The 26,029-nt window shown below is 59.2% G+C and carries 25 protein-coding genes and 1 riboswitch; of the genes, 8 read left to right on the forward strand and 17 right to left on the reverse strand.

Features of this window, described 5'->3' with window-relative positions:
* Positions 1 to 33: 33 nt before the first annotated feature.
* The 3 genes from NW870_RS04550 (at position 34) to NW870_RS04560 (ending at position 4,680) form a co-directional block, all read left to right on the forward strand.
* Positions 34 to 2,349 carry a heavy metal translocating P-type ATPase gene (locus NW870_RS04550; RefSeq protein ID WP_414374124.1) on the forward strand — a complete coding sequence of 772 codons (2,316 nt, stop codon included), beginning with the start codon at positions 34 to 36 and terminating at the stop codon, positions 2,347 to 2,349.
* A gap of 127 nt (positions 2,350 to 2,476) precedes the next feature.
* A riboswitch (cobalamin riboswitch) is annotated at positions 2,477 to 2,613 on the forward strand.
* A gap of 32 nt (positions 2,614 to 2,645) precedes the next feature.
* Entirely contained in the window at positions 2,646 to 3,686 is a 1,041-nt protein-coding gene (locus NW870_RS04555) for a sirohydrochlorin chelatase (RefSeq protein ID WP_414374148.1), read from the forward strand.
* A gap of 97 nt (positions 3,687 to 3,783) precedes the next feature.
* Positions 3,784 to 4,680, forward strand: coding sequence for a hypothetical protein (locus NW870_RS04560; protein WP_414374126.1), 897 nt, complete (start codon positions 3,784 to 3,786; stop codon positions 4,678 to 4,680).
* An 8-nt stretch (positions 4,681 to 4,688) separates the two neighbouring features.
* Here NW870_RS04560 and NW870_RS04565 read toward each other — a convergent pair whose 3' ends face one another.
* The 4 genes from NW870_RS04565 to obgE are packed head-to-tail and all read right to left on the reverse strand — an operon-like array spanning position 4,689 to position 7,572.
* A complete protein-coding gene (locus NW870_RS04565; protein WP_414357585.1) occupies positions 4,689 to 5,306 on the reverse strand; it encodes a PAP/fibrillin family protein in 618 nt (205 codons plus the stop codon).
* A 55-nt stretch (positions 5,307 to 5,361) separates the two neighbouring features.
* A complete protein-coding gene (locus tag NW870_RS04570) occupies positions 5,362 to 6,075 on the reverse strand; it encodes an L-threonylcarbamoyladenylate synthase (protein WP_414374128.1) in 714 nt (237 codons plus the stop codon).
* Positions 6,076 to 6,093: 18 nt separating this feature from the next.
* Complete coding sequence (locus NW870_RS04575; RefSeq protein WP_414357583.1) at positions 6,094 to 6,468, reverse strand: hypothetical protein; 375 nt, start codon at positions 6,466 to 6,468, stop codon at positions 6,094 to 6,096.
* A gap of 60 nt (positions 6,469 to 6,528) precedes the next feature.
* Positions 6,529 to 7,572: a GTPase ObgE gene (obgE, locus tag NW870_RS04580; protein WP_414342608.1), complete on the reverse strand. Its 1,044-nt coding sequence runs from the start codon at positions 7,570 to 7,572 to the stop codon at positions 6,529 to 6,531.
* A 195-nt stretch (positions 7,573 to 7,767) separates the two neighbouring features.
* Between obgE and NW870_RS04585 the strand changes: the two genes are divergently transcribed.
* A complete protein-coding gene (locus tag NW870_RS04585) occupies positions 7,768 to 8,736 on the forward strand; it encodes a 30S ribosomal protein S1 (RefSeq protein ID WP_011433921.1) in 969 nt (322 codons plus the stop codon).
* Positions 8,737 to 8,946: 210 nt separating this feature from the next.
* Here the strand turns inward: NW870_RS04585 and NW870_RS04590 are convergent, their stop codons facing one another.
* From NW870_RS04590 to NW870_RS04600, 3 genes are all read right to left on the reverse strand, one after another.
* Positions 8,947 to 9,819, reverse strand: a complete 873-nt coding sequence (locus tag NW870_RS04590; protein WP_414374130.1) for a hypothetical protein — start codon at positions 9,817 to 9,819, stop codon at positions 8,947 to 8,949.
* 54 nt (positions 9,820 to 9,873) lie between these two features.
* Positions 9,874 to 10,842: a CobW family GTP-binding protein gene (locus NW870_RS04595; protein ID WP_414374132.1), complete on the reverse strand. Its 969-nt coding sequence runs from the start codon at positions 10,840 to 10,842 to the stop codon at positions 9,874 to 9,876.
* A gap of 181 nt (positions 10,843 to 11,023) precedes the next feature.
* Entirely contained in the window at positions 11,024 to 11,470 is a 447-nt protein-coding gene (locus NW870_RS04600) for a VOC family protein (protein ID WP_414329315.1), read from the reverse strand.
* 195 nt (positions 11,471 to 11,665) lie between these two features.
* Here NW870_RS04600 and topA point away from each other — a divergent pair, with 195 nt between their 5' ends.
* Positions 11,666 to 14,455 carry a type I DNA topoisomerase gene (gene topA / locus NW870_RS04605; protein ID WP_414374133.1) on the forward strand — a complete coding sequence of 930 codons (2,790 nt, stop codon included), beginning with the start codon at positions 11,666 to 11,668 and terminating at the stop codon, positions 14,453 to 14,455.
* A gap of 49 nt (positions 14,456 to 14,504) precedes the next feature.
* Here the strand turns inward: topA and NW870_RS04610 are convergent, their stop codons facing one another.
* The 9 genes from NW870_RS04610 to NW870_RS04650 form a co-directional block, all read right to left on the reverse strand.
* Positions 14,505 to 14,717, reverse strand: a complete 213-nt coding sequence (locus NW870_RS04610; protein ID WP_414374134.1) for a hypothetical protein — start codon at positions 14,715 to 14,717, stop codon at positions 14,505 to 14,507.
* A gap of 37 nt (positions 14,718 to 14,754) precedes the next feature.
* Complete coding sequence (locus NW870_RS04615) at positions 14,755 to 15,924, reverse strand: SpoIID/LytB domain-containing protein (protein ID WP_414374135.1); 1,170 nt, start codon at positions 15,922 to 15,924, stop codon at positions 14,755 to 14,757.
* Positions 15,925 to 15,966: 42 nt separating this feature from the next.
* Entirely contained in the window at positions 15,967 to 17,523 is a 1,557-nt protein-coding gene (locus tag NW870_RS04620) for a B12-binding domain-containing radical SAM protein (RefSeq protein ID WP_414374137.1), read from the reverse strand.
* Between the two features lie 327 nt (positions 17,524 to 17,850).
* Positions 17,851 to 18,207 (reverse strand): phage holin family protein, encoded by a 357-nt coding sequence (locus NW870_RS04625; protein WP_011433930.1) that lies wholly within the window; start codon positions 18,205 to 18,207, stop codon positions 17,851 to 17,853.
* 44 nt (positions 18,208 to 18,251) lie between these two features.
* Positions 18,252 to 18,542 (reverse strand): BolA family protein, encoded by a 291-nt coding sequence (locus NW870_RS04630; protein ID WP_414329320.1) that lies wholly within the window; start codon positions 18,540 to 18,542, stop codon positions 18,252 to 18,254.
* Between the two features lie 29 nt (positions 18,543 to 18,571).
* A complete protein-coding gene (grxD, locus tag NW870_RS04635; RefSeq protein WP_041437553.1) occupies positions 18,572 to 18,910 on the reverse strand; it encodes a Grx4 family monothiol glutaredoxin in 339 nt (112 codons plus the stop codon).
* 104 nt (positions 18,911 to 19,014) lie between these two features.
* Positions 19,015 to 19,740 (reverse strand): bifunctional demethylmenaquinone methyltransferase/2-methoxy-6-polyprenyl-1,4-benzoquinol methylase UbiE, encoded by a 726-nt coding sequence (gene ubiE, locus NW870_RS04640; RefSeq protein WP_414374138.1) that lies wholly within the window; start codon positions 19,738 to 19,740, stop codon positions 19,015 to 19,017.
* A gap of 106 nt (positions 19,741 to 19,846) precedes the next feature.
* Complete coding sequence (locus NW870_RS04645) at positions 19,847 to 20,563, reverse strand: hypothetical protein (RefSeq protein ID WP_414374140.1); 717 nt, start codon at positions 20,561 to 20,563, stop codon at positions 19,847 to 19,849.
* Between the two features lie 144 nt (positions 20,564 to 20,707).
* Positions 20,708 to 20,986 (reverse strand): hypothetical protein, encoded by a 279-nt coding sequence (locus NW870_RS04650; RefSeq protein ID WP_414374142.1) that lies wholly within the window; start codon positions 20,984 to 20,986, stop codon positions 20,708 to 20,710.
* 75 nt (positions 20,987 to 21,061) lie between these two features.
* Here NW870_RS04650 and cobU point away from each other — a divergent pair, with 75 nt between their 5' ends.
* From cobU to NW870_RS04665, 3 genes are read left to right on the forward strand one after another with little or no spacing between them, the layout of a single operon-like run.
* The gene (gene cobU, locus NW870_RS04655; protein ID WP_414374144.1) at positions 21,062 to 21,619 is read left to right on the forward strand and encodes a bifunctional adenosylcobinamide kinase/adenosylcobinamide-phosphate guanylyltransferase; all 558 of its coding nucleotides are present in this window, start codon (positions 21,062 to 21,064) and stop codon (positions 21,617 to 21,619) included.
* A gap of 37 nt (positions 21,620 to 21,656) precedes the next feature.
* Positions 21,657 to 22,136, forward strand: coding sequence for a CRR6 family NdhI maturation factor (locus tag NW870_RS04660; RefSeq protein WP_414358003.1), 480 nt, complete (start codon positions 21,657 to 21,659; stop codon positions 22,134 to 22,136).
* Positions 22,133 to 22,726, forward strand: coding sequence for a hypothetical protein (locus NW870_RS04665; RefSeq protein WP_414374145.1), 594 nt, complete (start codon positions 22,133 to 22,135; stop codon positions 22,724 to 22,726). Before NW870_RS04660 ends, NW870_RS04665 begins: the two co-directional genes overlap by 4 nt.
* Here NW870_RS04665 and NW870_RS04670 read toward each other — a convergent pair.
* Entirely contained in the window at positions 22,695 to 25,934 is a 3,240-nt protein-coding gene (locus NW870_RS04670; RefSeq protein WP_414374147.1) for a translocation/assembly module TamB domain-containing protein, read from the reverse strand. The two genes, NW870_RS04665 and NW870_RS04670, sit on opposite strands and share 32 nt — an antisense overlap.
* Between the last annotated feature and the right edge of the window lie 95 nt (positions 25,935 to 26,029).

A 26,029-nucleotide genomic window follows, 5' to 3' on the forward strand; every position in this document is an offset into this window, starting at 1 on the left:
GAGTAGCTGTCGTTTCATCAACAAGGTGTTGCCATGTCTGCCCATAAAGGGTCATCGGGTGCACTATCGGCCTCTGCGCCTTCTCCTGAGGGCACTTGGCAGTTGGCCCTGCAAGGGATGAGCTGTGCCTCCTGCACCCGCAGCATCGAACAGGCCCTCACTCAGGTGCAGGGAGTATCCTCCGGATCCGTGAATTTTGCCAGTGAGCAGGCCACCGTCAAAGGGGATCCCCGGCTGGTGGATCCGCAGGCGCTGATTCGGGCGGTGGAGCGGGCGGGGTATCGGGCGCGCCTTATCCAGGAGGATTGGCAACTGGACGATCTGTCGGATCCAGAGCGGATCGCCCAACGGGCCGCAGAACGGGAACTGAAGCTCAAGGTGGCGATAGGGGTGGGCATCAGCACGGTGCTGGTGATCGGATCCCTGCCGATGATGCTGGGAATGGAAATCCCGGGCTTTCCCATGTGGCTGCACAATCCTGGGTTGCAGTTGCTGCTGACGGCTCCGGTGCAGTTTTGGGTGGGCAGGCATTTTTACCGGGGAGCCTGGGCTGCTTGGCAACGGCGTTCAGCGGATATGAACACGCTGGTGGCCTTAGGGACGAGCGCGGCTTTCTTCTATTCCATTTTCCCAACGGTTTTCCCCGACTCTTTCCATCGGCAGGGACTGCACCCGGATGTCTATTATGAGGTGTCGGCGGTGGTCACCACCCTGATTCTGGTGGGCAAGTGGATGGAGCAACGGGCTAAGGGGCAAACCTCCGAAGCCATTCGCAAGCTGATCGGGCTGCAACCGAAAACGGCAAGGGTAATTCGCCATGGGGTGGAGCAGGATATTCCGATTCGGGAAGTGCAGGTGGGGGATTGGATCCGGGTGCGCCCCGGAGAGAAGGTGCCGGTGGATGGGGTCATTCTAGAGGGATCCTCCAGCCTCGACGAGTCCATGGTGACCGGCGAGAGCCTGCCTGTACTCAAGTCGGCGGGGGATGAGGTGATTGGGGCAACGCTGAATCAGACGGGCAGCTTTGTGATGGAGGCGCGGCGGGTGGGCAAAGACACGGTTCTGGCCCAGATCGTGCGCCTGGTGCAGGAAGCTCAGGGATCCAAAGCCCCAATTCAACAGGTGGCGGATCGGGTGACTGCCTGGTTTGTGCCGGCAGTGATCGGGGTGGCAGTTCTAACTTTCGTGCTCTGGTGGGTGTTGGCGGACAACCTGACGCTGGCCTTGGTGAACACGATTGGGGTGCTGATCATCGCCTGCCCTTGTGCGCTGGGGTTGGCAACCCCCACCTCGATCCTGGTGGCCACGGGACGAGGGGCAGAATTGGGGATCCTGGTGAAAAGTGCCGACAGCCTGGAATTGGCCCACCACTTGCGCACGGTGGTCTTGGACAAAACTGGCACCCTGACCGAAGGTCGCCCTACCGTCACCGATATTTGGGCCCACGGCTCCTCTCCCCTGGCGGTGTTGCGCCTGGCAGCGGCGGTGGAGCGGCACTCGGAACATCCTTTGGCCCAGGCGGTGGTGCAGAAAGCCGAAGCCGAAAAAATTGTGATCCCCCCTGCCTGGCACTTTCAGGCAAGGGTAGGCAGTGGGGCAGAAGCTTGGGTGGAAGATCAGTGGATTCGCATCGGTCGGCTGAGCTGGCTACAGGAGATGGGGATCCCCTGGGATCCCTCTTGGTCAGAGCGGGTTCAGAATTGGGAAAGCCAGGGCAAAACGGTGATCGGCGTAGCCCAATCCCAGAGCCTGGTGGGGCTGTTGGCCATTGCCGATCCGCTCAAACCCACCTCTCCTGAGGCAGTGCAACAGCTGCAACAGATGGGTCTAGAGGTGATCCTGCTAACCGGGGATAACCCCACCACGGCCCAAGCGGTTGCTCGGCAAGCAGGCATTCAGCGGGTAATTGCCCAAGTCCGTCCGGATCAGAAGGCAGCTTACATACGCAGCCTAAGACAACCGCGACGGCGGGTGGCGATGGTGGGAGATGGCATTAACGATGCTCCGGCTCTGGCAGAAGCCGATGTGGGGATCGCCATCGGTACGGGTACGGATGTGGCGATGGCCGCCAGCGATATAACCCTCATGTCGGGAGATCTGCGCGGAGTCGCCACTGCCATTCAACTCAGCCGGGCCACCCTCAACAACATCCGCCAGAACCTCTTCTTCGCCTTTATCTACAATACGCTGGGGATCCCGATTGCCGCTGGGGCGCTCTATCCCTTTACAGGCTGGTTGCTCAACCCTATGCTGGCGGGGGCAGCCATGGCCCTGAGTTCCGTTTCGGTGGTCGCCAATGCCCTGCGCCTGCGACACTTTCAGCCCCCCAGACCAGCGGGCCGGCGTTAGGCCCTCTCCCAGGGGCAAGGGGGATTAGCGCGGCAACAGTTTTGCTGCCCTTTGAGCATGAGTCTGCCGTACCGCTCATGCCTCAGGGCTATCTTCTGGCAGACAAGGACATCCCCCCAGGGGGCTTGGTGAACGACAAGCGGCAAGCTAACCTAAAAGGCTCAGGCAGACTGGGGAAAGCGCGGTGCAAGTCCGCCACTGTGACGCAACTGTGATGGGATCCCTCCCTCAGCCAGAACACCCACCTGCCGTTGTCCTGTACCCCTTGCGATTCACAAGGAACGGAGTTTTTTGTGTTGAATACCCTCAGTGTTTCCCCTCCGCTTGCGGTTGGGCAGTCTCCTGTTGTCCCCCTGCCCCTGTTGCTCATCGGCCACGGATCCCGCGACCCCCAAGGGCAGCAAGCCTTTCTGGAGCTAGCCCAGGCTTACCAAGCTCTCACCCCCCATCGACCGGTGATCCCCTGCTTTCTGGAGCTGACCCAGCCAACCATTGCCCAGGGGGTAGAGCAGTGCTTGGCCCAAGGGTGGCAGGAGATCGTGGCCCTGCCGCTGTTGCTGTTTGGGGCCCGCCACAACAAGTTCGATGTGACGATGGAACTGGATCGCCTGCAGGCCCTCTATCCCCAGTTGCGCATTCGTTACGGTGGGCCGCTGGGGATCCGCATCGAGATCCTGCAACTGCTGCGAGACCGATTGGCCGCTTTGATGGCCGCCCAACCGCAGCGGATCCCAGAAGCAGAAACCGTGCTCCTGTTTGTGGGTCGCGGCTCCAGCGATCCCGAGGCCAATGCCGAAGCCTGTAAACTGGCCCGGTTGCTTTGGGAAGGATCTGGGTTTGCCGCTGTGGAAACTTGCTTTATCGGCATTACCCATCCCCGCCTGCCCGTGGGATTGGAGCGGGCCTTGTCCTGGCATCCGCGCCGGGTGATCGTGCTGCCCTACTTCCTGTTTACCGGAGTGCTGGTGAAAAAAATTGAGGCGGCAGTGGAACAACAACGACAACGACAGTCGGAAATCGACTGGCTCATGCTGCCGGAATTGGGCCTTGTGGACACGGTGCTGCACAGCCTGCAGCAACTGGAGCAGGAAGCCCTACAGGGCCAAACCCAAATGAACTGCCACCTGTGCAAGTTTCGCCTGGCCGTGAGCGCAGAGGTCAGAGCTGGGCATACCCATCACCATCCTCACGAGCATCATCACCACCATCACGGGCACGGATCCCATCACCATCCTCATTCCCACCCTCACCACGACCACGGCCATACCCACGCAGCGGCTGGGGATCCCTGGGCCCAATTAGAGGGCTACCACCAACGGGCTTGGCAGGTGCCCTGAGAGGGAAACAGAGGCTGCTGGCGGGATAAACTGAGTGCAGACAGGCCATTTTTGAACCTGGTTTTCCCGCTCTAGCGATTGTGATAACGAAAAGCCAATGACGATGTTTTCCCGCTCCTCTTGGGTCTCGGGTGCCGCTGCTGCGGGGAGCGGGATTTTCGTCTTCGCTCTGGTGGTGGGGCTGTTGGATCAGATCCTGCCAACCCTGCCCAGGGTTTCCTTATCCTTGGCCGGGATCCCTGGGATCCTGGCTGCCGCTGGGGCCTCCTATGGGGCCTGGCGGGTGGTTCAGATGGGTCTGCAGTCGGGCTCCTGGACTGATTTTCGGGCCTCGCTGGTAGCGGCTCTGTCTCCCTTTGATCCCGCCGATTATGGCGGCAACCCTCGGCAACCCGAGGAGGATTCTCTCCCTTTGCAGTCGGTTGACGAGGATCCTCAAACCCAGATCCGCGATCGACAAATTCTTGATCAAGCTGAGCAGCAGACGGAAACTGAAACCGAAGTAAGCGAACACACTCAAGTAAGACTGCAGGGCGAGCAGCACCAGGATCAAGCTTCGCAGGCCAAGGCCCAACAGTTGCAGCCCCTACAAGAATTGTCATCACCTTCTTCCCCAAGCCCTGAGTCGGCAAAACCCACACCAGAGCCAGAGCTCAACCAAAAACTTCGCCAACTCCAGATGCAGGTCGCCACTCTGAAAATAGAACTGGAACTCCAAGAAATCCAACTGCAGCAGTTGGAGGTGAGGCGGACTCGGCTTCAGCAGCAGAAGCAGAAACTCAAGCACGTTCTGCGTCGCACGGCGTCCGAAAATCAAAGGCTGCGCTTCTTACAGGAGCAAAAAGCCCGGCAACTGGAGCAAACTCAGCAAGAGCTGCAAGCTTTGCGGGAGTCCTACCGCGCCTTGCAAGTTCTCCAGGAAATAGGCTTCACCCTAACCCAAAACCTATCTCACAAAATAGCCGAAACGGAACCCTCTAAGCCCTCCGGCTAGCCGAAGTCTCAACTCACCCGTTTCAGGACAAATACACTCCCCTCGCTGCCCCGGCCCATCCGCAAATCTTCATCCAAATAGGTGATATCCAGCCAGCCCGTTGGCTCGCGGCGGCGAATATCGATTTGAATAGCCGGGATCCGCTCCGGAGCCCGCTCGAGCAAATAGAGAAAACTCTCGATCTCGTAGCTCATCAAAGCTTGGGATCCGAACACCAATCGCTCGAAAATCACCCTCACCCGACGCTCCGATTCGGGGTAAAAGCGTGCCGATACCGCCAAGATTCCCCGTGGCACCCAAGCCCCCAGCCAGCCGGATCCCTGGATCTCCGCCACGTTGAAGACCCGTCCAGCCTTGGCCCGAATACACTGGTAGATCTCGCCGGTGGTCAAAAAAGGCAACTGTGCCAGCCGCAGCAGAGCTGTGCTCGTGGTAAATAGGGTGAGCCAGTTCCCCTCCAACCCTTCAGGAGCCGATGTTGGCTTGGGGGTGGGGTTGAGCGCTTCTAGGACGGCAATTTGAGACAAAATCTGGGCTTTTTGGTCAGGGGAAACTTTCCGGCCCCGGTCGGTCGCCTCCAGTAGGTGCAGCAGAGCCGATTTTTGCTGAGCCAGGGCCTCAGACATGGGCACACTCCGAAGGCACTGACCCTATTTTAGAGAACGCGGGATCCCTCTGCCCTTAACCGTCTTCTCCCACCAGTTTCAGGTTCAGATCTGCCACCTGCTCATACCCTAGCCCGGCCCGCACCACCAGCGGCTCGGATCCGGTCAAATCGATTACCGTAGAGACCTTGGCCCGGCGGGGGGCATCGTCATCCAGCACCAGATCCACCTGTTTTTCCAACTGCCGCATTTCCTCAGCCGCAAAGATCCCACCCTCATCCCAGGGATCGCTCTCCCATTCCCAGGTTTGCCCAAAACTTAAGCCCAGGGATCCGACGGGATCCCCCCCCAGCTTGGCAGAGGTGGAGACAATTGGATTGCCCAACTCTTCCAGCAAAGCCTGACAAATGGCCGAGTCGGGCACGCGGATGCCGGTGGTTTTCCGTTTGGGCTCCATCACCAACTTGGGCACCAGCTTGGTGGCCGGCAACAGAAACGTAAACGGGCCCGGGATCAGCCGCCGCATCAGCCGATAGGCCGAATCGGTTACCTGGGCATAGTGGGCAATGCGTGAGAGAGAAGGGCACAAAAAGGTAAGAGGCTTGTCGTTGGAGAGCTGCTTGATACGGCGTACCCGCTCCACTGCTTGTTTGTGGGTCACATCGCAGCCAATGGCATAGACTGTATCGGTGGGGTAAAGCATCACCGCCCCCTCCCGCAAAGCCGCCGCGATCCGCCGGATGGAACGGGCCTGGGGCTGTTGAGGATGCAGCTTAAAATACTCGGCCATCGGGCAGGTGGAAAGAGGTCAAGACTCGGAGCAGCTCCCCCCCAAAGGGTTTTCCACAAGAGGGCGGGGGGTCGGTGGCACCGACACCGGCAGGGATCCCTGAGATTCGGGCCAGTCCTTCAGTTGTTGCATCAGGGCTTGGATGTGCAGACGGGGCAGATAGGGCCAGTCGCCGGCTTCTTCCAAATCCTGAAGCACCCGATACAGAGCTTGACGGGTGTTGGGCAAAGACTCCCGAAAGGCACCTTCCAGGATCGCGCGGTGCAACTCCTCCAGCAGCCGCAGGAGCATCAGCAGCTCCACACACGCTCCCGCCCTCGCCTGAGCCGCCTGTTCAACGGCCAACATAATCTGACGCAAATCCGGTGGCAGATCCTCCGCCGAGATATACATGGCCACTCGTCTCTGGGTTCTGGGAAGGCAGGGGCTTTCCCATTCTAAGATTCTTCTGCCCTAGGACTGGATGGATTTTGCCCCCACAAGATCCAACTGCGCAGGCTGTTGGGATCCCCGACCCAGGCACTGCCACACCCGCTGCAAGAGGGCATCCAGCCCCTGCTTGGCAATCGCAGAAATGGTCACCACCGAAGTGCCGGCAGCAGCAGACAGCCTCTGGGCGCGCTCGGCAACCTGCTGGGGATCCAGAACATCGATCTTGTTCAAAACCAGGATTTGTGGCTTATCGATTAACCCGTGGCCGTAGGCGCGCAGCTCCTGCTGAATAACCTGGTAATCCTTGACGGGATCCGCCGCCGTGCCATCCACCAAATGAATCAGTACCCTGGTACGCTCCACATGGCGCAAAAACTCATGGCCCAGCCCCACCCCCAAGTGCGCCCCCTCGATCAGCCCCGGAATATCGGCAAACACCACCCCATCTCCCGATGGATGGGGCACCACCCCCAAATTGGGCTGCAACGTGGTGAAGGGGTAGTCAGCAATCTTGGGGCGGGCAGAGGAGACCACCGAAATCAGAGTGGACTTGCCCGCATTGGGCAGGCCGACAATGCCCACCTCGGCAATCAACTTCAGCTCCAGGCGCAGGCGCACCCGTTCTCCCGCTTCGCCCTTGGTGAATTGGCGGGGGGCGCGATTGTGGTTGCTCAAAAAATGGGCATTGCCTAAGCCGCCTTTGCCCCCACGGGCTACCAGCAATTGATCCCCCTTGCCCACCAGATCGCCCAACAATTCCCCCGTCTCCGCATTGAACACCACAGTACCGCAGGGCACCCGCACCAGCCGATCCGCACCACTGGCCCCGCTGCGATGGTTGGGCCCCCCTTTGGCCCCGTGTTCCGCCTTGATCACCGGTTGAAAGCGAAAATCCAACAGAGTTTGCAGGCCGGGATCGGCCACCAAGATCACCGAGCCGCCCCGCCCGCCATTGCCGCCGGATGGCCCCCCAGCCGGCACATACTTTTCACGGCGGAAGGCAACGATGCCATCCCCGCCATTCCCCCCTTGCACTTCAATTTCGGCTTGGTCGATAAAGTGCAATCGTTCTTCTCCCAAATCTTCTATCTTCCAGCTTGGCAAGATGCCGGGAAACTTGCCACAAAAGACGCTCCTCTAAGCTACGATGGTATTTCCCAGCCACATCCTCCCCAGGTGGGAAAGTGGAAGTGGGATCCTGCCAAACTCGATTGGCCTTCTACCCTTTATCCCGCGCAACTGATCTGTTACTGCACCCCTATGAGTCGATTCACTGCTGCCGATGTAGGTTTTACCACTGAAGACTTTGCCGCCCTTCTGGATAAGTACGACTATCACTTCAGCCCTGGCGAAATTGTGGCGGGTACAGTATTCTCGGTGGAGCCACGCGGTGCTTTGATCGATATTGGGGCCAAAACGGCTGCCTTTCTGCCGCTCCAGGAGATGTCGATTAGCCGCCTGGAAGACCCGCACGAGATGCTGCAGCCGGGAGAAACCCGCGAGTTTTTTATCCTCACCGAAGAAAACGAAGAGGGACAACTCACTCTTTCCATCCGTCGCATCGAGTACATGCGGGCCTGGGAACGGGTACGGCAGCTCCAGAAAGAAGATGCCACCGTTCGCTCAACCATTTTTGCCACCAACCGAGGTGGAGCCCTGGTGCGGATTGAGGGGCTGCGGGGCTTTATCCCCGGATCCCACATCAGCACCCGCAAGCCAAAAGAAGAGCTGGTGGGCGAAGAGCTGCCCCTGAAGTTTCTGGAGGTGGACGAAGACCGCAACCGCTTGGTGTTGAGCCATCGCCGCGCCTTGGTGGAGCGGAAGATGAACAAGCTGGAAGTGGGCGAGGTGGTGGTTGGCACGGTGCGGGGCATCAAGCCCTATGGTGCCTTCATCGATATTGGTGGCGTCTCCGGCCTGCTGCACATTTCCGAGATCTCCCACGATCATGTTGACACGCCCCACAGCGTCTTCAACGTCAACGACGAAGTGAAGGTGATGATCATCGATCTAGATGCGGAGCGGGGGCGGATCTCGCTGTCCACCAAGCAACTGGAGCCCAATCCCGGCGACATGATTCGGGATCCCAAGCTGGTTTACGAGAAGGCTGAGGAAATGGCAGCCAAGTACCGTGAGCAACTGCTGGCCGCTAAGCAAGGACAAGCGGCAGAGGCCCCACCGGAAGTGGTGGAAGAGGAGCTGGAATACGCGGCGACGGCTGTGGAATGAGGGCAAGCTTGGCGCCATCTCTGCCTGCGATGAGACTGAGGTTAGGAGCCTTCAGCTCCGTTGGCGTGGGTGGCTCGTGGGAGCGGGGCAGCCCAGGCTCCTAGGGAGACGGGTACTGCTGCTGTGGCGAAGTAGGCCGACGGCGCTCACGCAGGGCTGCAAACCTGCGCCAGTAACGGGAATCCCCCGCTCCTGAGCTTGAGGAGCCGGTCAAAGACTGTAGATCTGCCCATCCATGAGCAGATGGGTGATGCCTTTCTTTTGCAGTTGGGTGCGCACAATCTCCAGAATGTAGCCGGGAAACTGGATTACCCGGTAGGGTGGGTAGGTGTTGCTGCCCCGACGGCTCATTTCGGAAAAGCGGCGGGCCACCTTGTGGCTGTCGAAAATCGGCAGCGTATTGGCGTTGTCGATCCCTTCGATGGGCAGGGATCCGGAGCCAAAGAATTCTTTGAGAGGGCGGGTGGTCAGTTCTTGGTAGCGGTCAACAACGACATAGCAGGTTTCCGGTAGGGTGAGCTCTTCCAGGGGTAATACCTGAATTTGATAGCTGGGATCGGTGAGGGGATCCTCTTCTGGCCCATCTTCATCTTCTAGGAGATAGTCAGGGTCGTCCTCATCCTCGTCTTCGAGGTCACGGTCTTCTTCGGTCTCTTCCTCATCCTCTTCCCCGACATCCTCCACATCTTCCTGAAGCTCAGCCGCCAACTGCAGTTCTTCTGGGGGCAGTTTTGGCAGAGACTCTGTTCCAGCGGTGTTATCCTCGCCTTCGTCGTTTGCGTTCGGCTGCAGCGAGGGAGATGAAAAAGGCAGCTCCGGCTCCAGCGGCAAGATCTGCTGCTCCAAGGCTGGGATCCTGCCAACAGCAACTTTTTCCCCCATGTCTTTGCGGCGGGCAGCCGAGCGTTTGAGATGGATCAACCGCTGGTACTCATCGGCGGCGATATTTTCCTTCAACACGCGGGTGATGGTGGTGATGCTCACCTGAAATTGCTCCGCCAATTCGACGGCGGTCGCTGCTGAGCCGCGGTAGGCGCTAACAATTTGCTGTTGTTCTTGCTCTGAAAGTTTGCTGCGAGCCATCCCAGGTCACCCAATCTAGAAATTGAAAGAAATAGGCAGTGGTGAAGAGGATCTCTAGCCAGCGGCGGTTGCCCCACACACCCGGCTGAGGCCGGCAGCTAGCTGCTCCCGCTCCAGCCCCTTGCCGATCAACACAATTTTGGACAGGCGGGGCTCATCGGGATCCCAGTCCCGTTCCAGAAAAAGGGTTTGCCGCTGGCCCACTTGATGGAAGATAACCCGCTGCGGCTCATCCAGAACCGACAGCACCCCCTTGGCGCGAAAAACGGTCTCGGACAAGTCTTGTAGCCAATCGCGAAAGGCCCCCAAATCCAGCGGCTGCTGCAGTTGAAAGCTCACCGATTGGATCCCGTCCTCCTCCAGGTGATGGCTGGGGTGGGCCTCAGTCCCCGAATCGAGGAGCCTGGGATCCCACAATTCCGGACGAAAGGCATGCACATCCAAGATGCGGGCCAAGGGCACCTGGGCATGGGTGGTGAGCAGGCAAGGGGCATCGGGGTTGTAGCGGCGCAGATCCAGAAGGATCCGCTCTCGTTCGGCTTCGCCGATTAAGTCCACCTTGTTGAGCAACACAATGTCGGCACTGCTGATCTGGTGGGCAGCAGTTTGCGAGCGCCGGAAATTCTGCCAGTATTCGGCCCCATCCACCAACGTCACCACGCCATCCAGGCGCAACTCCTCATGAAAAGTCCTCTGCACAAATAGCTCCGTCACCTGCCTGGGATCCGCTACCCCACTGGTTTCCACCACCAGGTAATCCAACGCCTGGGCACGCTGCAGCAGCTCTCGGGCTGCCTGTTCAAAATCTTCTCGCACCGTGCAGCAGAGGCAACCATTGTTGAGCTGCATCAGCCCCCCCTCGGGCATGTTGACCAACTCGCCATCGATGGAAATCTCGCCAAACTCGTTGAGGATAACCCCAATGCGCAACCCATGCTCCTCTTCCAAGATGCGCTTGAGCAGCGTGGTTTTGCCACTGCCCAAAAAACCTGTCAAAATCGTCACCGGAAGCTGAGCTTTCATATCAGGTGAGGCTGAACTGACAAGCGGCCAACAAACCCTTCTCTCAAGTTCCCCAGAAGCTCTACTAGCTTAGCTTTAGGGTTGGCTCTCCAGGATCTGGACAAGGGGGAACGACCGCTCCCACCCAAATTAGATCCTCTAACCCATCAACTAGTTATCCAACTATTTTTTATTTATTAAATTAATTAATGTCCTCTGGGCGTTGGGGCAGACTCTCTCCTGAGGATCCCTGGGGACGAATGAGCTCGATCGGCAGGCCATCGGGATCGGCGATGAACGCCACTTCATAGACCTGGCCCCCAATTTGCTGGAGCTGGGGCGGCAGCAGCAGGGTAAGGGGCACTTGCGCTCGCAAATGTTCTAGGTAGTTGGCCAGGGATCCCCATTCGGGGCCCACCTCAAAAGCGGGGTGATAGTAGCCCACATAGTGGGGATCCCCAAAGGGATCCGGGGCAGGATGGGGCTGCGGCACTTGCATCAGCTCCAAACGCCCCCAGGGGCCGCGCATCCAGCAGGCCAGCGTGATCCCGGCAGTAAAGCGTTCTTCCACCGCAAAGCCCAGCCCCTCGTAAAAAGCGATGGAGCGGAAGATATCGGCGGTGCGAATGGAAAAATGGTGTAGTTTCATCGTCCTGTAAAGCAGCCAGATGGGGCCAGACCGCTCGGATCATCGCCGATGACGGCTGGTCAAGCGCAGACAGACTTGCTACGCTCCAGAAAAGTAGGCTGTCTATCTTAAGCACCTCTTGCAGTGTATGCTGGCCCGCCCAATCCTTGGGGCGGGAAATGCGACAACCTAAGCCGATTGCTGCCAACCTCAATTATGCCTAAGCTGGTCATTGTCGAATCTCCCACCAAAGCCCGTACCATCCGTGGGTTCTTGCCTGCGGGGTATGAGGTTCAGGCCTCGATGGGACATGTGCGGGATCTTCCCGATTCGGCATCTGAAATTCCAGAAGAATTGAAAGGAGAAGAGTGGAGCCGCCTGGGGGTCAATGTCCACGCCGACTTCGAGCCCCTCTACGTCATCCCCAAGGACAAAAGAAAGGTGGTCAAGGAGCTGAAGGAAGCGCTCAAGAAGGCGGACGAGCTGATCCTGGCCACCGACGAAGACCGCGAAGGGGAAAGCATTAGCTGGCACTTGCAGCAGGTGCTGCAACCCAAAGTGCCCACCCGCCGCATGGTGTTCCACGAGATTACCCGCGAGGCCATTCAGGAGGCGCTGCAAAACTGCCGTGAGGTGGATGAACAACTGGTGCGTGCCCAGGAGACCCGCCGCATCTTGGATCGCCTGGTGGGCTATACCCTGTCGCCGCTGCTGTGGAAAAAAATTGCCCCCAAACTCTCGGCAGGGCGGGTGCAGTCGGTGGCGGTCAAGCTTTTGGTGGATCGAGAGCGGGAGCGGCGCGCCTTCAGAAAAGCCTCCTACTGGGATCTCAAAGCGGAGCTGCAGCCCAAAACGACCGTCGCCGGCCAGCAGGCTGTCTTTCCAGCAGAGCTGGTGAGCTTGGGTGGCAAACGCCTGGCCAATGGGCAAGACTTCGATCCCAGCACCGGCCAGCTCATTGCCGGGCGGGATGTGGTGTTGTTGGATCAGGCCCAGGCCGAGGCCCTGCGGGATCGCTTGCTGGGAAAAGCCTGGATCGTCAGCTCTGTGGAAGAGCGCCCCTCCACCCGCAAACCTGCCCCTCCCTTTACCACCTCCACCCTGCAGCAGGAGGCCAACCGCAAGCTGCACCTGTCGGCCCAGCAGACGATGCGCATTGCCCAAAAGCTCTACGAAGAGGGCTACATCACCTACATGCGCACCGATTCGGTCCACCTGTCGGAGCAGGCCATCCGCGCTGCCCGCGCCTGCGTGGAGTCGATGTACGGCAGAGAATATCTCAGCCCCGAGCCCCGTCAGTACACCACCAAAACCAAAGGGGCGCAAGAAGCCCACGAGGCCATTCGTCCTGCTGGATCAGAGTTTCGCCTGCCCAGCCAAACCCCCCTCTCCGGCCAGGAGCTGGCCCTCTACGACCTGATCTGGAAGCGCACCGTCGCCAGCCAAATGGCTGAGGCGCGGCAGACCCACACCATCGTACTCATCGCCGTAGACGATGCGGTGTTCCGGGCCAGCGGCAAGCGCATCGATTTTCCCGGCTTTTTCCGCGCCTATGTGGAGGGATCCGACGACCCAGAGGCGGCTTTGGAAGATCGGGAGGTGCATCTGCCTCTGTTGCGGCAGGGGGATCCCCTCCGCTGCCAGAAGCTGGAACCCGTTGCCCACGAAACCCAGCCTCCAGCCCGATATACGGAAGCCTCCTTGGTCAAGGTGTTGGAAAGTGAGGGCATTGGCCGCCCCAGCACCTACGCCACCATCTTGAATACGATCATGAGCCGTGGCTACGTCAGGCCGATGGGAAGTGCCCTCGTGCCCACCTACACGGCTTTTGCAGTCACCGAGCTACTGGAAAAATACTTTCCCAACCTGGTGAATACCCGCTTCACTGCCGAGATGGAGCAAACGCTGGACGACATTGCTTCTGGACAGGCGGAGTGGCTGCCCTATCTGCGCCATTTCTTCTTGGGCGAGCAGGGTCTCGAGGGACAGGTGAAGGCGCGCGAGCTGGAAATTGATTCCGGCCTGGCCCGCTCCATCCATCTGGAGAACCTGCCTGTCAAGATCGGCATTGGCCCCTATGGCCCCTATGTAGCAGTTGAAACTGAGTCTGGAGAGGTGCGCGCCAACCTGCCGGAGGATATTCCCCCCGCCGATCTGAGCCCAGAACACATTGCGGAGCTGATCCAGCGGAAGCAAGAAGGCCCCAAGCCCATTGCCTTTCACCCGGAAACCCAGGAGCCAATCTATGTGATCCCGCAGGGCCCCTATGGCCCCTATGTGCAGTTGGGAGAAGTTTCTGAGGACAACAAAAAACCCAAGCGCACCTCCCTGCCCAAAGGGTTGAAACCGGATCAGGTCACGCCAGAGATTGCCTTGGGGTTGCTGAGCTTGCCTCGCACCTTGGGGGAACACCCGGAATCGGGGAAAAAAGTGCAGGCCGGTATTGGCCGCTTCGGCCCCTACGTAGTCTGTGATGGCGATTTCCGCTCTCTGCCCGCCGATGAGGATGTGCTGACCATCAGCCTGGAGCGGGCGCTGGAGTTGTTGGCCCAGCCCAAGAAAGGCCGTGGGCGCGGCTCTGCCAAGCCCTTGCGGGAGCTGGGATCCCATCCTGAGGATGGTGAGCCGGTCAATCTGCACGACGGCCCCTACGGGCTGTATGTCAAACATGGCAAGGTCAATGCCTCTTTGCCCAAAGGGATCCCTGCCGAAGCGGTTACCCTGGAAATGGCCCTGCAGGTGCTGGCTGAAAAAGAAGTCTCTTCTGCAGAGGTCAAGGGGAAAAGCCGCTCGACCGCTTCTGCAGGTAAAGCCCAAGCCAAAGCTGCCTCCAGCAGCCCTACAGCCCAGCAGGCCGGAAATGCTGTGCCGCAGAAGCGGCGTAAAGCGCAAACCACTTCCACTGGCAGCGGGATGGCCAAAGAGCCGCAAGCCCAAGCGAATGGGTCAGCCCAGGTGGGATCCCGTCCCACCATTGTGAAGATCACCCCCAAAGCCCCCGCCTGAGGTCAGCTTCTTGGGGTGCGATGGCCCAAGGTCGCCTGCTCAGGGTAGCTTAGGGGTTAGCCATGTAACAGTTTTGCTGACGAAACAACTGCTTCAAGGGCCGCAAGCAGCGGCCACGGCGGCTTCCTGATTGGCAATGCACCCGCATCGCTTCTGCAAACGGCAAGGGATCCTGCTGCTGGCGCTTGGGAATCTGGGCGTGTTCCAGCTCACTGCAGTAGCAGTAGGCAGGATGGCGACGATGGGGGTGTGCAAGGGACACGGGAGTAAATGAGAGTTGGAGTCGGGGCCAACAGCCTTCAGCTCAACGTTATCACCTGGGTGCCGGGGAAGTAGTGATTGAGGATTTGCGGCGCCGTGTAGCCCTTCTCGGCCAAGCCACGGGATCCCCACTGACACAGTCCCACCCCATGCCCGGCTCCGCGATAGGTAAAAAGGTACACTTCCTGCTGGCCGGCCTTTGGCTGGAGACGTTCCCACGTGAAGCGGTTGCTGGGGAGGATCCCCCAACCCAGGGTTTGGCCAAGGCGCAGCACAAACTCTTGGCCGGTCAACAGTTGGGATCCAACGCGGATGCGCAGGGGGCGACCCCAGGGATCCGACTGCACAATCTCCAGATCGCCGTTGCCCAAGGCTTGCTCCAACTCCCGTCGGCTGAGTCGGACGCTGTGAGGGCCATAGAAGGGAGAGGCGCGACACCCGTCACAGATCACCCCTTGTAGGTAGGGGCGGGCGGGTGGGGCAAAAATATCCTGATTGGCGCTGGTGTGGCCCCCACAGGTGGAGTGAAACAGAACCTCTATCGGCTGGCCGGCATGGGTTAGGATCTGCCCTCGGGTTGCCCGCACCGCAGCAGTGGTCGCCGCCGTTTCATAGGCCAGGCCACCATAGAACTGGTGGGCGGTGGAGTCTTGCAATGGCCTTATCGGGGCAGAGGGCCATTCTCTTCTGGGGCCGGGGCACAGATGGGGAACGGCCAAGGTACGGGCCAAGATGGCTTGCGCCTGCAAGGCGGCAGCTGGCCAGTCGGCGGGCATTTCGCTGGGCACCAAAGCCAGCAGATAGTCTTCCAACTTCACCCAATTCACCAGATGCAGGCGACCTAAACCCTTGGGACGAATCTGTACCCAACCCCGATAGCGACGCTCCTCCCCTGCGAAGGGGCGCAGGGCTCCCCCCTGTAGCCAAAGGGATCCCTGGTAGCGACGAGGCTGTCCCGGCCCGGTCAGCAGGAGCTCTTGGCGGCGCACCTGTAACTTCCAGGCACCTGTTGGAAAAGGCTGCTGATTCAAAACAAAAGGGCCAACCAGCTCCAACTCGGCCAAGGGATCCGCACTCCAGCGGCTGAACAGCTCCACGGCCAGCCAATCTCCGCGCCCGGACGTTTGGGCCTGCCGAGAGCCTCCCCAAACAGCCCACAGGGATCCCAGCACCATCGCCCCCAACTGTCGTCGCCGCATAGGCCCCATCCGGGCATCCTCTATCGATAGACCATTCCCCCAGAAATACTGTCAAGATGAGCTGGCCAGCAAAGGATCGTATCCCAGTTGCTGGGTAAGCCGGGCGCGGGCCAATTCCCGATATTCCCAAAAGTGTTCTCCTGCAGCGCAGAGGCCCAAATATAGGTTCAGCAGGCTCGGTTTCTGTCGCCAAATCGTCCATAGCTGCCGCCAAAATTGGGCGCGGATTTCGGGATGAAGGATCCCTTGCCGCCAGATGAGTTGTAGAAGCAGATGGATCCCTTTGCGGAGGGGCAGCTTCATCATTTGCCGTCGGCCATCTTTGATGCCGATATTCAGGCACTGTTGCAGGCAGCGAGACAAATATCGTGCAGGATCATACAGTTTCCAAAAACTTTCCAGATACTCTCGGGCAATCTCCGATAGAGAACGGGTGGGAATAAAGTTCATCAGCGTATTTTGATCGCCGAACTCAGTAACGCCGATCCCTTCCAGCAAACGTTCCTCCTTCTTCAAGCGATTCCAGAGTTGCGTGTTTGGCAAAGCCTGTAAAATGCCTAACATCGGCTGAGGAATACCGGTTTGCTCGACAAAAGCCTGGATGCGATCCCCTGCTCCTGGCCGCTCTCCATCAAAGCCTAGAATAAACCCAGCGTAGATCAGCAGTCCGGCCTCGTTGATCTTGCGACAGGCCTCCACCAAAGGGTGGCGGGTATTCTGGAGCTTTTGGGTCATCTGTAAGCTGTCTTGGTCTGGAGTCTCAATGCCCAAAAAGACAGCATAGAACCCCGCTTCTACCATTAACCTCATCAGCTCTTCATCTTCGGCCAGGTTAACCGAAGCCTCTGTCATAAAGGTAAATGGGTAATTGCGCTCCTGGCTCCAGGGGATCAGCTCTCGCAAAAATCGCTTGACGTTGCGCTGATTGCCGATAAAATTGTCATCCACCACAAATACCGAACCCCGCCAGCCCAAGTCATAGAGAGCTTGCAGCTCGGCTAGCATTTGACTTGGCTCTTTGGTTCTTGGCTTGCGTCCGTAAAGAGAGATGATATCGCAAAACTCACAATTAAAGGGGCAACCTCGTGAAAACTGGACTGACATCATGAAGTATTGATCCATGGGCAGCAGATCAAACCTTGGCAAAGGACTTTGGGTTACATCCGGTTTTTCCGCAGCCCGAAAAATGCCCGACTCTTGCCCAGCTTCTAGAGCCTTGACAAAGGCCGGTATGGTCACTTCCCCTTCATCCAAAACCAAATAGTGAGCACCAGATTCCAGGGCATCCTGTGGCACAGAAGTTGGATAGGGTCCGCCCACCGCTACTTTTTTGCCCAACTGCACCGCTTTGCGAATGAGGGCGTGGAAATCCTGCTTCTGCACCAACATGGCTGACAAGATCACCAGATCGCACCACTGCCAATCGGCTTCTGTTTCATCAGCTACATTGCGATCCACAAAGCGAATCTCCCAGTGTTGGGGCAGCAAAGCAGCAACGGTGATCAAGCCAAGAGGTGGCATTAGCGCTTTTAGCCCCACCATCTCAATGGTGCGATTGTAAGACCAGAATGATTGAGGAAAACGCGGATAGAGCAGCAACGCCTTCATACCAACCAGCTCCTGAGTTGCAGATCGACCAACTTGATCCCCTACTGGTTTCCTATCGATTTGCTAGGCTTAGATAAAGCAGCCACAGATCAAACGCCTGCTCGCAATATCCTGCTGATGTTAGCCATTGGCAGATCTTGTGCAGGCTATCTGTGGAGAATCCTATGGTTCTGCGGCAAAAACTTAGCGGGCAGGGCCAATGGAGTAAAGCTTATCGGGATCCCTTAAAGTTGGTTTTGGTTATCGTCGGGCTGAGTGTTGACGTTCCCCTAGCGTACCCCCTGCAATCTTGAACCAAACCCTGCCCTCTCACGGCTGGGGACGAAGTCAGTTCGGCGCACCTTGCTCAAAAACCTGCTGAACCAAGCCGCTGACGATGGAAAGTACAATTGCGCCGATAAACGCCCAGCCGAAATTATCGATGTTGAAAGCATTCCCGGCCAGCTTATCGGCAATGGCTAGACAAATGCCGTTCAAAATCAGCCAAAACAAACCCAGGGTAAGAACCGTAATCGGCAGGGTGATCAGCCGGAGAATCGGCCTAACCAAACCATTGACCAGACCAATGGCCAGAGCCGCCACCAAAGCACCCCCGAATCCAGAGACGTGGATCCCGGGCAAAAGCCAAGCCAGGATCATTACACTCAAGGCTGACATCAGCCAGGTGGCCAAAAGAGTTGCCATGCTCCCTCCTCTGCCCTGATGGGGCCGCGATTTTGCCCTCCATGCTAGCTGATCTCCTCAGGGATCCCTTGCGCAGAAACCTCTTCAGGGCTGTAAGTTTGCAGGGCCAAAGCATGAATGCTCCGCCCCATGTGTTCCGCCAGAGCGGCATACACCAGGCGATGTCGCTGTAGGGTCGTTTTGCCGACAAACGAAGGCGACACCACTTGAACTCGGTAGTGCCCTCCTGTCCCGCCCCCGTGGCCGATGTGAAGGTGGGACTCATCCTCCACCTGCACATGAAGAGCCTGCAGCTTCTCCATCAGGTGCTGCCGAAGGTAGTCGGGGGTAAGCATGGCAACCCCTCTGGATGAGATGGGATCCCTTAAGATTGAGCCGTGGCCTTAGCAAAGGCTGCCTCGACCAGAGGACGCAGCTCGTTGCGGGCGTGCATCTCTTGGATGATGTCGCAACCGCCCACAAACTCTCCATCAATATAGATCTGCGGGATAGTAGGCCAGTTGGAAAACTCTTTGATCCCCTGGCGGATCTCAGGATCCTCGAGTACGTTAATCGCCGTGTAGGGGAAGCCCAAACTATCCAGCACACGAACGGCGGCATAGGAAAACCCACATTGGGGCATTTCCGGGGTGCCCTTCATGTAGATGAGCACCTTGTGGGTACGGATTTGTTCACGGATTTTCTCTTCCAAAAGGGGATCCAGCATGGTGTTCAACCACTATAGCGACAACAGCCGATAGGCAAACCGACATCCTATCGAGATCTCATTTTCGTTCACTTCTAACATACTTGGCACTCTCCCCACGGCTAGGCCGAGGGATTCTTTTTCGCAATCACCAGTACCCCCATCATGCCCCACGCTAGGGGGTAGAACTTGGCACTGGCAAACCCTGCCTGCAGGGCCATTTGTCGTTGCTCTTCTCCAGAGGGAAAGCGATCTAGGCTGGGATCAATGTAGGCATATTCGGATCCCAGTCCCAAAGTTTTGGCCTGGGCAACCACCTGAGTGTTCAAGTACCAGCGCTGAAATTGTTCGCAAAGAGGGATCCCTGTGGGGCGGTGAAAATCCAAAATGGCGGCACGACACCCTGGCTTCAGTACTCGCCCAATCTCTCGCAAGGCTTGGGGAATATCGGTTACATTGCGCAAGCCGTAGCCCATGGTAACGGCATCGAAGCTACTGTCGGGAAAAGGTAAGGCCAAGGCATCTCCCAAAACCCACTCCAGGGAGTAGCCAGGGAAGAGCCGAGAGCGACGCCGGGCAATCGCCAGCATGGCGGGAGAGAAATCTAGGCCCACCACATGTCCCCTTCGTCCTACTCGGCGGGCCAACTGCAGAGCCAGATCACCGGTTCCACAGCACAGATCCAGCACATATCCTCCTGAGCTGGCGCCCGACCAACGCACGGCCATACGCTTCCAAACCTGATGGAGGCCCAGGCTCAAGGTTTGGTTGAGGGAGTCATAGTGGGGAGCAATGCGGTCAAAAAGCGCTCGGATTTCCTCAGGCTGTTCAAAGGTTGGGCTAGGCACCTCTTCTCAACTCCACCTCATGTTCCCCGTACAAACTTTGTTGCTCCTGTTGCTCCGCAACGCTACGTGACCGGATCTGTGGTCTGAAGCTAAAGGAAGAGGGGTGTTACGGCGGCACTGGGATCCCACTGGCTCCCACTCGGTGGCGGCGGCTGGGGTAATCAGCCAAACTCAGGGACAGGGATCGGGATCCGGCTAGGCTCGAGGCTGGGATGCGGATGGTTCCCTGGAAGACTTGGCTATTGGGGGGCAGCTCCCCCGGCAAACCCTGGGTGAGCGCGTTGATTGACCGTCCATTGTCGTCAGTAATGTTCAGGAAGCTATAGAGAAAGCGCACCGTCTCTGCCGAGTTGTTTTGCATAGCTACATTCAGAACCACTTGGCTTCCCTCGCGACGAACCGAAAGCACCTGCATAGAGACCTGTCCACTGGCGGCAATTGGTAGGGGGGGCGGAGGTGGTGTGGGCGCCGGCGGGGCAGGAACTCCGTCCTGCTGACGCGGACGGGGAGGTGGAGGAGATGGAGTGGCGGGGCGAGGAGTTGGCGACGGGGCCGCCGCCAATTCAGGAGACACTCTGGGAGTGAGGGTAGGGGTGGGAGTTGCGACCGGAGCGGGTGTTGGGGTAAAGAGGGGGGTGGGAGTCGGGGGCGGGCGAAGGCTGGCTTGGACTGCTGCAATCACCTCAGCCTCGTTCAGCAAGGGCACAGTGCGGGGATCCCGAACTTCGCGGGAGCGAGAAGCCTGACCGGAGCCGGTGACAGGAGAAGAAACCCCGGATAGGGCTCGCTGGCCAAATAGGTAGCCCAAGCAAGCGCTCAACACCGTTGTGAAGAGAAATGCGCTCGTCCAAAACAGCACCCCCGAGAATGTGGAGGTGAACTCCTGAGATAGTCTGGCCGGTCTGCGCAAAGGCTGTTAACTCCTGCTGCTAGTTCGCTTTCCTATGATACGAAAGTGACGGAGAAGCTAGGGGTTCTCGACTGGGGCAGAGTTTTTGCGCTGTCGCTCATGGGCCTGTAGCGGGGTGCTGTCTAAGTTGGGCAGCCGCTCCCCCAGCCACCAACCCGGATCTTCCCAGCTTAGGGATCCCAGCCATTTCTCGGCTCGATCCGCCAGCACCAATGCCAACAAGACGGGGGCAGTGGTGATCCCCAGCGCTAGGCTGAGCCAGAGCGGTTGAGGAGATCGAAAAGAGGCCGAAGAAGCCTTGTGTTCAGGCGAAGATATCGGCTTGGGATCTGTCATGGTCGGGCTTTTGAGCCTGAAGTTCAAGTGCGCTGTTGTTAGGTTAATCTCAAGCGTCAGTGGATTTCCAGCGTAATGTCGATTGTGCTGATCTGCGGCCCTGTGCGCTCCGGCAAAAGCCGGCTGGCAGAGGGTTTGGCTGCCGCTTCAGGCTTGCCGGTTGTCTACCTGGCTACCGGGCCAAAACCCGATCCCAAGACGGATCCAGAATGGGCAGAGCGCGTTCAACAGCACCGGCAACGACGACCTTCCGGTTGGCAAACTTGGGAAACCGGGAGGGACTTGGGGGCAGAACTGCAAAAGTTACCCCAGCCCTGCTGTGCGCTGGTGGATTCGCTGGGGGGATGGGTGGCGCAGGGCCTAGACTGTCCCTCTTCAGAATGGGATCCCTTGGTGCAATCCTTCCTGGCAGCCTTGCAAAGCTGTAGGGGGGAGATCCTCCTGGTGTCTGAAGAGGTGGGCTGGGGGGTGGTGCCCGCCTATCCTATGGGGCGGCGGTTTCGGGATCGGATGGGAGAACTCACCCAAAGGCTGGCTCCTCTGGCCGACCAAGTGTTTTTGGTAACGGCAGGTTTTGCCCTCGATCTCACCCGCCTGGGGATCCCGGTGGCAGGCAAGATGGAACAGAGCTGAGATAAGCTGCATTTGCAAGCCAGATAGCCGTGTCGCTGTGCCGATTACCTTCTACCTTCCCGCCAAGGCCATTCAAACTCTGGATCTCACCCCCGGCCATGAGCTGGTGAAAACCCTGATGGCGGATCCCGTGCGTGCTGCCCAGCAGGTGCAATGCGCCATCGATTGGCCGCGCAGCCCTGAGGATCCGCGGGAGCTGTCCGAGATCCCGGAGGTGCGCCTGTGGTTTATTCGGTGGGATACGGTCTACCCCTGGATGCCCTACTTCCTCAATTGGCGTCAAGGAGAACTGGCCCGTTACGCGGCTATGATGGTGCCCCACCAATTCAACCCTCGGGAGGGCATTGTTTACAACCCAGAAGCGTTGGAGATCTTCGTCTACCAGAAGATCTTTGTGTTGATGCGGTGGTTCAAGCAGCAGAACCTGGGATCCGCCTCTATGCTGCGGGATATGGCTTTGGTGTTTGGCTTCGAGATCCAGCCGGAGTTTCTCGCCCTGTGGGAGGCAGAGCCATGAAGGTGATGGTGGCCGACACCTGGCCAGGGATCCCAGGAGCTACGGCAGTGGCCGACGCTTGGCAGCAGGTGGTTCAACGCCCTTGGGGCCGGCTCAGAGTGGATCCCAACCCTTCGGAAGCTCAGCTAAAGGCCCTCTGGCAACAAATCTCCGAGTGGGCAGGAGAAAAAGATCCCCTACTGGTTTTGCCGGGCAGCGTTGCCGATCCCCTGGGGCCAGGCCAAACTTGGGCGGATCTGGCCCATGCGTGGGGGTTGAGCTTGCTGCTGACGCTGCAGCGGGAGACCGCCCTGAGCCAAGGTGCTGCTTTTGCCGCCCTGTTGCGCCAAGCCAAGGCCTGCGGTTTGGGGTGGGTGCTGATTGGATCCCTGACCGAAACTGGGGATCCCCAAGCCTTGGAAAAGCTGGATGCAACTTTGATCCCGCGCCTGGAAGCCCAAGTAGGAATGCCGGTGTTGGGGAGAATGGCTCTTGATGGGCAGATCCTTTGGGATCCAGATGCCCTGCTGCTCTGCAATGCTGGTAAAACCATTTTCAATCTGGCCGGAGCGGATCCTGCTAGAAGCGGGTCTCAAACTCGATGGAAATGACATTGTTGCCCTCAAAATCGGTACTGGCGCGGGTGAGGGTTTGCTCGTTGAAGCGGTAGCGGGCGCTGTAGCGGGTGGGCTGGAAGGGATCCGTCAAGTTCCGCTGCAGCGAGAGGGAAGTGGCCGGCCCCAGATCTCGGGCCACCTCCAAGGCCAGCCCCACTGAAGAACGGTTGGGAGCGCGGGTATCGATCTGGGGGATGGGGCTGAGGCGAATTTCATCCAGGCCAAGGGTATCCCGCAGAGCTTCCTGCAGCTCGCTGAGCAGGGCCGTTCCCGCCAGCCCGGCCACCCCTGCCTCTGGATTGAGTTGGGCCAAAGCCGTTCCCCCCAACAGGGCGACGATCTCTTCCGGGGAGCGGCTGGGGCTGCTGGAAAGGGACAGAACTCCATTGCGGGGATCCGCCTCGGCAAGTTGGCTGGCCCGCCCGTTGACCGTGGCAAAAATATCGATGCTCTGCTGGGATCCCGGCAGGTTGCGGTTGGTGTCGAAGGGGGAAAGATCTTGGGGGAAGCGGTACACCTCGAAGGCTTGGGTCATCAAGCGCAGGTTCAGGAAGGGATCGAAGGGGTTGTCCAAGTCGAAGGTGGCGGTGTTGGGGCGGGAGCGATCCAAGCGAAAGTTGGCGATGGGCAGGCTGACCCGGCCTCGCTCCAGAGTGATGGTGCCTGCCGGGCGCGGATCTTGGGGGGTGCCGAAAAGGCGCAAGGTGCCGGAAGCATTGAATTCAAACAAGTTAGGCCGCTGCACCCGGATCCGGGATCCCAAGGCCAGCTCCAGCCCATTCAACCGCGGCTGCCAAAAGGGTAGGGCTGTCGCGAACGTCGGCGGTGCAGAGTCCTCAGCCGCCTCTGTTGCGGTGGGTGGCTCAGGGCGAGGGCTTACATCCACAATCCCCTCGGAAACCTCTAAACGACCTTCAATCAACGGTCGCAGGAGCAGCCCCCCCACCACCACTTCTCCTTCCAGGCGGCCCGTGTAGAGATTGGGCAAGTTCAGGCGGATCCCTTGGAGCTGCAGACTCAGCGGCTGCAGAGCTTCTCCTTCTTGCAAAGCTCCGCGAGAGTTGATGGGCAAAACGCCTCTGGCCACCAGGGATCCCTCCCCCAACTGTCCGCGCAGCTCCTGGACTTGCAGTTGATTGAGGTTAAAAGCAATCTGGCCTGTCAGGTCGGTAATGGGCTCCGGCAGGGCTGCCAGCTTGAGGATCCCCGAGTTGACGCTCAAGTTCCCCTGCAGGCTGGGCTCTCGCAAGGTGCCGCGGATGGCCAGCTCCAGTTGGCTTTGGCCGCCTTCCCAGCGCACTTGGTCGGTGAGGAGATTGATCAAGCGCAGGCCGCCGTTCTCAGCCTGTAAGCTCAGGTCGATCTGATCCTCTTTGGCTTGAACTTCGGCGAAGGGCAAGGTGTAGGGCACCAAGCCGGCAATGCGGATTGGCTCGTCGCCGTTGGCGAGAAGAGTGCTCTTCAAGCGCAGTTGTCCTTGTTGGTAGTCGAATTGTCCCGCCACCTCCCGCAGGGGCACTTGGTTAATCTGGGCGTTGACCACCGTCAGGGATCCGGTGGCACGGGGATCCCGCAGGTTGCCGGCCAGCTCCACATCCAGGTTGAGATCCCCCTGCAGCTCCAGCTCCTCCGGCAAGAAGCGATCCAGCAAAGCCAGAGGAAATCCTTGAATTTGCAGGGATCCCGACTGTTCCTCTAGGCCCAGCTTGCCCACAAAAAGGGCTTGACGTTCGCCACTGCGCAACCGCAGCGGCTCCAATACCACTGCATCTCCAGCCAGGCTGCCCCTGGCAGTAAGGCTTTCGATGCCAAACTCCTCTGCCTGCCAATTCTGGCCCTCAAGGTAAAAGCTGACGCTAGGCCGGTTGAGGCTGCCGACCAGGCTAACGCTGGCTTGGAATTCCCCTCGCAGACTTGTGGGCGGCGGGAAAGTGCTCCGCACCGCTGACGCGAACAGCGGATCCATGCGGCTGGCCAAGGTCTCCAGGTGGACAGCCAGGATCTGGGCATAGTACTCTAGCTGCTCCAGGAGAGGATGGTTGGGCAAACCAACCGGATCGGTCTCCAACACCGAGGCAGGGCCCAAGGGGGGCAATTGGAAACCCCGGGTGGTGAGGTCGCGCCACTGCCGCCACTTGAAGGCGGAGATGATATCTTCTAGCCGACCTTGATGGGTGCTGATCTCTAGGTCAATTTGGGGAGCGAGAGCCGCCAAGGTGGGATCCAAACCGGCTTGCAGAAGAGTTGCAGGCAGCTCTAAGGTGCCCCTAGCCGTATAGGTGCTCTCGAACAAATCCAGTTGGGCTTGAGCAATGGTCAGCCGGGGAGAGCCGGAGTCGCCCGCAGTCTGGTAGTCAAAATCCACCGAGAAGCCCTGCACTTTCATCCCTCCCCACTGCAGATCCGCTACCGCAGCCCGTCCTTGGGCAGCACCACTCGCCAGGTCAACTGCCACCTCCCCATCGAGGTTCCCCTGTAGGCTGGCCCACGGGCCGGCAGCTAAGCCCCCCAGCAAAGCCAGCGGCAGCCGATTCACCGTCACCTGGAGCTGTTCCTGCTGTCGTTGACCTACTGCCTCCGCCTCCCCTCGCCGGACTTGAAATTGCAAAGGCTGCAACTGGGGATCCAACTGCAGCGCCAGTCGATCCCGCTTCCCCCGCAGATCCACTTCCGTCCCCTGAACAGACCCCTGAAAGGGCCCGGCCAAGTCTTCAAAGGCCACATCTCCCACCTGCAAGCCCCGCAACTGCGCCTTGCCAGTCACCTGCAAGGTGTCCAGAGGTCCGCGGATCTGGCCGGATCCCTGCAGCACTCCTTTCACCAGCGGCGGCAGGCCGGGTACTTCTGCCAGCGTAATCCCGTCGGTGGTAAAGCTCAGATCCAGGGATCCCACCTGCAGCGTCTGGGGATCCAAGGGGATCTGCCCTTCGACCCTGGCCAGGCGAGTGCCACCTGCCAACACCTCCGCCTCCTGGATATGCAGTCCGGATCCCTCCCAAGTCACCTGGCCGCGGATGCCCTCAACCCACTGCCGTCCCCTCGCTCCCAAAGGCTGCAACAAAGCCAGCGACCCTTGCGCCCGCAACGCCCCCAGGAAGCCCACTTCTGCTGCCGCCCTGTCCAGCTGCGCCGTCAGCTCGCCAGAGAGGGATCCCGGCCATTGGGGGTTGAAAAAGGCCAGCGGCACCTCCTGAGGAGCCAACTGCGTCTGGAGCTGTCCCGGGGGGGCCGCCGCCCCCCCCCCCCCCCCCCCCCCCCCCCCCCCCCCCCCCCCCCCCCCCCCCCCCCCCCCCCCCC

Source organism: Synechococcus sp. R50.1, assembly GCF_047462115.1.
In the GTDB taxonomy this organism is placed as follows: Bacteria; Cyanobacteriota; Cyanobacteriia; order Thermostichales; family Thermostichaceae; genus Thermostichus.

What these genes read in the sequence shown, in the direction of transcription:
- NW870_RS04550 (WP_414374124.1), top strand. Translation starts at nt 34, where the DNA reads ATGTCTGCCCATAAAGGGTCATCGGGTGCACTATCGGCCTCTGCGCCT.
- NW870_RS04585 (WP_011433921.1), top strand. Translation starts at nt 7,768, where the DNA reads ATGAGTCGATTCACTGCTGCCGATGTAGGTTTTACCACTGAAGACTTT.
- NW870_RS04665 (WP_414374145.1), top strand. Translation starts at nt 22,133, where the DNA reads ATGAAGGTGATGGTGGCCGACACCTGGCCAGGGATCCCAGGAGCTACG.
- NW870_RS04625 (WP_011433930.1), bottom strand. Translation starts at nt 18,207, where the DNA reads ATGGCAACTCTTTTGGCCACCTGGCTGATGTCAGCCTTGAGTGTAATG.
- NW870_RS04630 (WP_414329320.1), bottom strand. Translation starts at nt 18,542, where the DNA reads ATGCTTACCCCCGACTACCTTCGGCAGCACCTGATGGAGAAGCTGCAG.
- NW870_RS04620 (WP_414374137.1), bottom strand. Translation starts at nt 17,523, where the DNA reads ATGAAGGCGTTGCTGCTCTATCCGCGTTTTCCTCAATCATTCTGGTCT.
- NW870_RS04570 (WP_414374128.1), bottom strand. Translation starts at nt 6,075, where the DNA reads ATGGCCGAGTATTTTAAGCTGCATCCTCAACAGCCCCAGGCCCGTTCC.
- NW870_RS04590 (WP_414374130.1), bottom strand. Translation starts at nt 9,819, where the DNA reads ATGGCTCGCAGCAAACTTTCAGAGCAAGAACAACAGCAAATTGTTAGC.
- NW870_RS04615 (WP_414374135.1), bottom strand. Translation starts at nt 15,924, where the DNA reads ATGGGGCCTATGCGGCGACGACAGTTGGGGGCGATGGTGCTGGGATCC.
- topA (WP_414374133.1), top strand. Translation starts at nt 11,666, where the DNA reads ATGCCTAAGCTGGTCATTGTCGAATCTCCCACCAAAGCCCGTACCATC.
- cobU (WP_414374144.1), top strand. Translation starts at nt 21,062, where the DNA reads ATGTCGATTGTGCTGATCTGCGGCCCTGTGCGCTCCGGCAAAAGCCGG.
- NW870_RS04600 (WP_414329315.1), bottom strand. Translation starts at nt 11,470, where the DNA reads ATGAAACTACACCATTTTTCCATTCGCACCGCCGATATCTTCCGCTCC.
- NW870_RS04560 (WP_414374126.1), top strand. Translation starts at nt 3,784, where the DNA reads ATGACGATGTTTTCCCGCTCCTCTTGGGTCTCGGGTGCCGCTGCTGCG.
- NW870_RS04565 (WP_414357585.1), bottom strand. Translation starts at nt 5,306, where the DNA reads ATGTCTGAGGCCCTGGCTCAGCAAAAATCGGCTCTGCTGCACCTACTG.
- NW870_RS04595 (WP_414374132.1), bottom strand. Translation starts at nt 10,842, where the DNA reads ATGAAAGCTCAGCTTCCGGTGACGATTTTGACAGGTTTTTTGGGCAGT.
- NW870_RS04650 (WP_414374142.1), bottom strand. Translation starts at nt 20,986, where the DNA reads ATGACAGATCCCAAGCCGATATCTTCGCCTGAACACAAGGCTTCTTCG.
- NW870_RS04575 (WP_414357583.1), bottom strand. Translation starts at nt 6,468, where the DNA reads ATGTATATCTCGGCGGAGGATCTGCCACCGGATTTGCGTCAGATTATG.